We start from the raw sequence: 4,923 nt of genomic DNA, 5'->3' as shown, positions 1-4,923 counted from the left end.
GCCCCCCGGGGGTAGGGGCCGGGGGAAGGTGAACGTCAGGCCTGCCCGTCCGTCCTCCCCTGGAAGAAAACCGGGCCCGTCACCCCCACGTGGCGTGGAGGGGACAGGCCCGGAAGGAAGCAGGCGCGGCGGGGGGCTGACTACTGCGCGGTCCAGGCCAGCGTGCCGCTGCACGCGGTGGCACCGAAGCAGCCGATGCGAATCTGATACGTGCCGCCCGCGCCCGCGGGCACGGTGTAGGCCGCGTGGGACAGCGAACCGCACGCGTCGTCGTTGAACGTCACCTGCTGGCCGGCGGCGTTGTACAGGCGCACCACCGTGTCGCCCGTGCCGGACGCGCCCGTCACGCCGCAGCTGCCGAAGGACAGCGACTGCCCGGCGGTGAGCGTCACGTCCGCGTTCGCCGTGTTCTGCTGGGCGTTGGCGGTGTTGCTGACGTCGAAGGCCCTGGAGCCGTTCGCGGGGGAGGTGGTGCCGCCGGACGTCACTTCCCAGGACACGGTGCCGCCGCAGGCGCCGTTCTGGTAGCAGCCGGCGCGGACTTCATAGGTGCCCGCGACGGTGGCGGTGTAGGTGATCTTCGAACCCGTGCCGCCGCACGCGTCGTCGTTGGAGGCGACCTCCGCGCCGGACGGGCCGCGCAGGCGCAGGTACGAGTCGCCGGTGACGGCCGCGTTCGCGACGCCGCAGGTGCCCACGGTGAGCTTCTGACCGGCGGCGAGCGTCACCGTGCCGTTGACGGTGTTGCGCGTGGCGCTGGCGGTGCTGGACGCGGTGAAGTCGTACTTCGTGGCCGGGGGCGGCGTGCTGTTGCACAGCCGCACGTTGGTCGTGCGCGCGCACAGGTCGCTGATGGCCTGGTTCACGTAGACGATGCCCTCACCGGCGCAGGCCGTCTCCTTGCACGTGTTGACGATGTTGCAGCTTCCGCGCGCCACGTAGTCGTTGTCGCCGAAGACCAGGATGCCGGCCACGGTGTTGTTGACCGTCTCGTACACGCCGGAGCCGGAGTTGCCCGCGAAGGTGTCCGTGGTGGCGATGAAGTAGTCCACGAAGCCGGCGTTGTTCGTGCGCACGGAGCCGCCCGAGTCAATCTTGAACGGGATGCCGCTGCCGCTGCCGATGACGGCCACGTTGGCGCCCACCGCCAGGGCCGAGTTGCCGGGACGCACCGGCGCGGGGGTGAAGCGCGGCGCCGCGGAGCGGTCCAGCTTCACGATGGCGAAGTCCACGTAGCGGTCACCCGACTCCTCCAACTGGCGCACCACGATGCTCTTGCAGGAGAAGACGTCCGCGCTGGTGATGGTCTCCATCACCCCGTCGGCGGTGCGGTAGAACTTGAAGACGAAGCGCGTGTCGTCGCACTCGGCCTGGTCCGTGATGCAGTGGCCCGCGGTGAGCACCAGGTCATCGTCGATGAGCGTGCCCGAGCAGAAGGCCGGCGCCGGATCATTCCGGAAGCGCTGGTCGGTGCAGAGGTTCTCGTACTCGTTGAGCGTCGTACCGTCGAGCAACACGTTGTTCGGGTTGCTCGCGTCGATGGACTCCGGGAACAGCAGCGCCACCGTGGACTGCCGGGCCCGGTCCTTCAGCGCCGCGCTGGGGTGGTCGTAGACGTCCTTGCGATCATCGTTGCCGTAGACGACCGGAGCGCTCGACTCGGACAGGGGCGTCTGTTCCGGAGCGCCGGACTCGGCGGCCGGTCCGCAGGCCAGGGCGGTGAGGGTACAGATGAGGGTGCCGAGCAGCTTCGCTCGGAAGGCGGGGACGGACTGGGGCATGCGGGGCGGCTCCTGACGGTACGGCGACAGACACAGCAAAGGAATGGGGCGTCACTGTAATACGAAGACCGACCCGTGCGGTCGCATGGCGTCCGCACGGCGGGGGAGGTCGGGTGCGCCTAGTCGGCGTCGGGCGCTTCGAGCCAGGCCAGCGCCTCGGCGCGCGTCTCGAAGGTCTTCGCGGGGATGGTGAGGCCGGCGTTCTTGGTCATGCGCCAGGCCTGGAGGCCGCTGCCGGGGTCCACCACCACGCGCGCGGAGCGAACCATGCCGCGCTGCTGGGCGTACGCGTTCAGGCGCGCCATCTCCCCCACCACCGTGGAGGGCATCACCCGCAGCTTGGACTGGTCCACCAGGGCGGACCACTCCTTCCCGCCGCGCGCGGTGATGTCCTTCTTCAGTTGCTCGACGTAGTCAGCCACGTCCTTCGGCGTCACTTCCGAAGGGTAGATGACCTCGATGATGTCGTGGGGCAGGTGGGCGATTTCAATCTTCATGCGCGGTACGGCTCTCCAGGCGGGGCGCGCCATCCTAGCCGCAGTGCCTGTCGTCGGATACCGGACGCCCGCATTCCCTTGGCCGGGCGGGCACGGAATGTCAGACCTTGCTGGTAGATCCGTCTCTGCCAGCTCGACCGGACCCGGTGCGTCACGACGCGCGCCGACGCAAGGGAGCAGCCGGCAAGGGGGAAGGCCATGCGAACGAAGCTGTATGTCCTGGGCGCGGTGCTGGGCGCCGCGCCCGGCGTGCCGTCCGCGCTGAACGCGCTGGGGGGCACCCCATCACTGGAAACCCACCCCGGGGCGCGGGGCGCGGGCGGAGACCGGGCGGTGGTGTCCGGCAACCACGCGGTGGTGGCGCCGCTGCCCGTGGAGCAGGCCAGCGCCGACGGGGGCGCCAGCCGGGATGCGGGCACCGGCGGGTCCAAGGACGCGCGGCCCGACGCGCCGGACGCGGGCCTCCGCACCCGCTCCCTGGAGGCGCCGGTCCACCCGTGTGAGCTCATCACCATCGTGCAGGTGCCATGCGACGCGACGCGGGCCACCTGCGAGTACACGTACTGGGAGTGCCCGGAGCAGTCCCACCCGTTGAGGGTGTGAGACGGGCGGCCCGGGGCTCCCTGCTCCCTGCCCGGCCTGTCACCCGGTGACAGGCCGGGGCGGGGGGGAATGCATGTGGGAGCGGACGGGTTGTCCGCGACAGATGAAGGCCAGGGTGCGAGCCGGAGGGGGGATGAGCCCTCACCCGCACGGGCCATCCAGAGGCCATGGAACATGAGTCCTCCGGACCTGCCGCCCGACCCCATGGCCAACCTCAAGGAAGACAGGCTGGAGAAGCTCTTTCCCGGACCCAGCCAGATGGCCGGGCGGATGCGAGCGAAGGACTGGTCGCGGACGCTGCTCGGCCCGGTCGAGCAATGGCCGCAGTCGCTGCGCACGGCCGTGAGCGTGATGCTCGCCGCGCCGGAGCCCGCGCTCATCTACTGGGGCCGCGAGCTCGTGGTGCTCTACAACGACAGCGCGCGGTTCATGCTTGGCACCAAGCACCCGGAGGGGCTCGGGGTGAGCTTCAAGGTGGTGTTCCAGGAGAGCTGGACCATCCTGGGGCCGCTGCTGGAGCGGGTGCTGGACACCGGCGAGGCCGTCCACCACGAGAACCTCCTCGTTCCGCTGGAGCGGTTCGGGTTCATGGAGGACTGCTACTTCACGTTCGCCTTCATCCCCACGCGCGGCGATGACGCCGAGGTGGGCGGCATCTTCATCATCGTGACGGACACGACGGCCCAGGTGCTGGGCGCGCGCCGCCTGTCGCTCGTGCGCGAGCTGTCCCTGCGCACGGCGCTCCGCGAGACCGTGGAGGGCGTCTTCCGCACGGCCGAGGACGTGCTCGGCAAGTCCACCGCGGATGTCCCCTTCTGCCTCTTGTACGAGCTTCGCGCGGAGCGCGCGCGGCTCGTGGCCCACGCGGGGCTCGCGCAGGCCCCCGAGGAGGGGGGCGACCTGGCGGAGGGCCGGGTGTGGCCGCTCGCGGAGGTGGCGAGCTCCCGCCACGAGCAGCTCATCGAACAGCTGCCGGAGCGCTTCGCGACCCTGCTGGGCGAGGGCGCCGGAGGCCAGCTCCCGACGCGCGCGCTGGCGCTGTCGCTCTCCGACGCGGCGGAGCAGGAGTCCCGCCTCGTGCTCGTCGTGGGCCTCAACCCCCGCATCGCGCTGGGAGACGACACCCGCAGCTTCCTGCGGCTGCTCGCGCGGCAGCTCGCCACGAGCATCGAGAGCACCCGCGCCCTGGAGGAGAAGACCCGGCGCGCCGCCCAGCTCGCGGAGCTGGACCGCCAGAAGACCCGGTTCTTCGCCAACGTGAGCCATGAGCTGCGCACGCCGCTGACGCTGATGCTCGGGCCGCTGGAGGATGCCCTCACGGACCTCCGCGAACCCCTGGCGGGCTCCCAGCACCAGCGGGTGGCGCTGGTGCAGCGGGGCGCCGTGCGGCTGCTCAAGCTCGTCAACCAACTGCTGGAGTTCACCCGGCTGGAGACGGGCCGCGCGGGTGCGCGCTTCCAGCCGGTGGACCTGGCGCGGCTCACCCAGGAACTCGCGGGGCACTTCGAATCCGCCGCGCACCGGGCGGGGCTCACGCTGTCGGTGGACTGCGCCTCCCTGGGCGAACCGTTCTGGGTGGACCCCGAGGCGTGGGAGCGCATCGTCTTCAACCTGCTGTCCAACGCCTTCAAGTTCACGCTGGAGGGCGGCCTCACGGTGCGCCTGCGGCGGGAGGGGGACGCCGGGGTGCTCTCCGTGCGGGACACCGGCACGGGCATCCCCCTGGAGGCGCAGCCGCGCCTGTTCCAGCGCTTCTTCCGGGTGGAGGGCGCGCAGGGCCGCAGCTTCGAGGGCAGCGGCATCGGACTGTCGCTGGTCCAGGAACTGACGAAGCTGCACGGCGGAGAGGTGGGGGTGTGGAGCCGCCCCGGCGAGGGCAGCGAGTTCACGGTGCGCATCCCGCGAGGCCACCACCACCTGCCCTCCGAGCGGCTCGCGAGCGAAAGCTCCACCGTCGCGCGCGATGCCTTCCAGCGCGACAGCTTCGTGCAGGAGGTGGAGGGCTGGATTCCAGAAGTGCCCGGGCCCCTCCCGCCGCCCCC

4 protein-coding genes are annotated in these 4,923 nt (G+C 71.1%); 2 read left to right on the top strand and 2 right to left on the bottom strand.

The genetic code is table 11. The annotated features are described in order from the left end of the window. Window positions 1-140 precede the first annotated feature (140 nt). Together D7Y13_RS38505 and D7Y13_RS38500 are read right to left on the bottom strand one after the other, a co-directional pair. The gene (locus D7Y13_RS38505) at window positions 141-1,781 is read right to left on the bottom strand and encodes a serine protease (RefSeq protein WP_120586051.1); all 1,641 of its coding nucleotides are present in this window, start codon (window positions 1,779-1,781) and stop codon (window positions 141-143) included. A 119-nt stretch (window positions 1,782-1,900) separates the two neighbouring features. After that, complete coding sequence (locus D7Y13_RS38500; RefSeq protein ID WP_120538137.1) at window positions 1,901-2,278, bottom strand: SpoIIAA family protein; 378 nt, start codon at window positions 2,276-2,278, stop codon at window positions 1,901-1,903. Window positions 2,279-2,476: 198 nt separating this feature from the next. Here D7Y13_RS38500 and D7Y13_RS38495 point away from each other — a divergent pair, with 198 nt between their 5' ends. Further along, the gene (locus D7Y13_RS38495; RefSeq protein ID WP_120586052.1) at window positions 2,477-2,881 is read left to right on the top strand and encodes a hypothetical protein; all 405 of its coding nucleotides are present in this window, start codon (window positions 2,477-2,479) and stop codon (window positions 2,879-2,881) included. A gap of 174 nt (window positions 2,882-3,055) precedes the next feature. Continuing rightward, window positions 3,056-4,923 (top strand): PAS domain-containing sensor histidine kinase (locus D7Y13_RS38490; protein WP_158626191.1); only part of this gene is annotated, 1,868 nt, incomplete at its 3' end.

This window comes from Corallococcus praedator, from assembly GCF_003612125.1.
Classification (GTDB): Bacteria; Myxococcota; Myxococcia; order Myxococcales; family Myxococcaceae; genus Corallococcus; species Corallococcus praedator.
Note: the sequence above shows the minus strand (reverse complement) of the source record. Positions and strands in the feature narration are given on the sequence as shown.

Coding starts and splice junctions, on each gene's coding strand:
- D7Y13_RS38505 (WP_120586051.1), bottom strand. CDS start 1,781: ATGCCCCAGTCCGTCCCCGCCTTCCGAGCGAAGCTGCTCGGCACCCTC.
- D7Y13_RS38500 (WP_120538137.1), bottom strand. CDS start 2,278: ATGAAGATTGAAATCGCCCACCTGCCCCACGACATCATCGAGGTCATC.
- D7Y13_RS38495 (WP_120586052.1), top strand. CDS start 2,477: ATGCGAACGAAGCTGTATGTCCTGGGCGCGGTGCTGGGCGCCGCGCCC.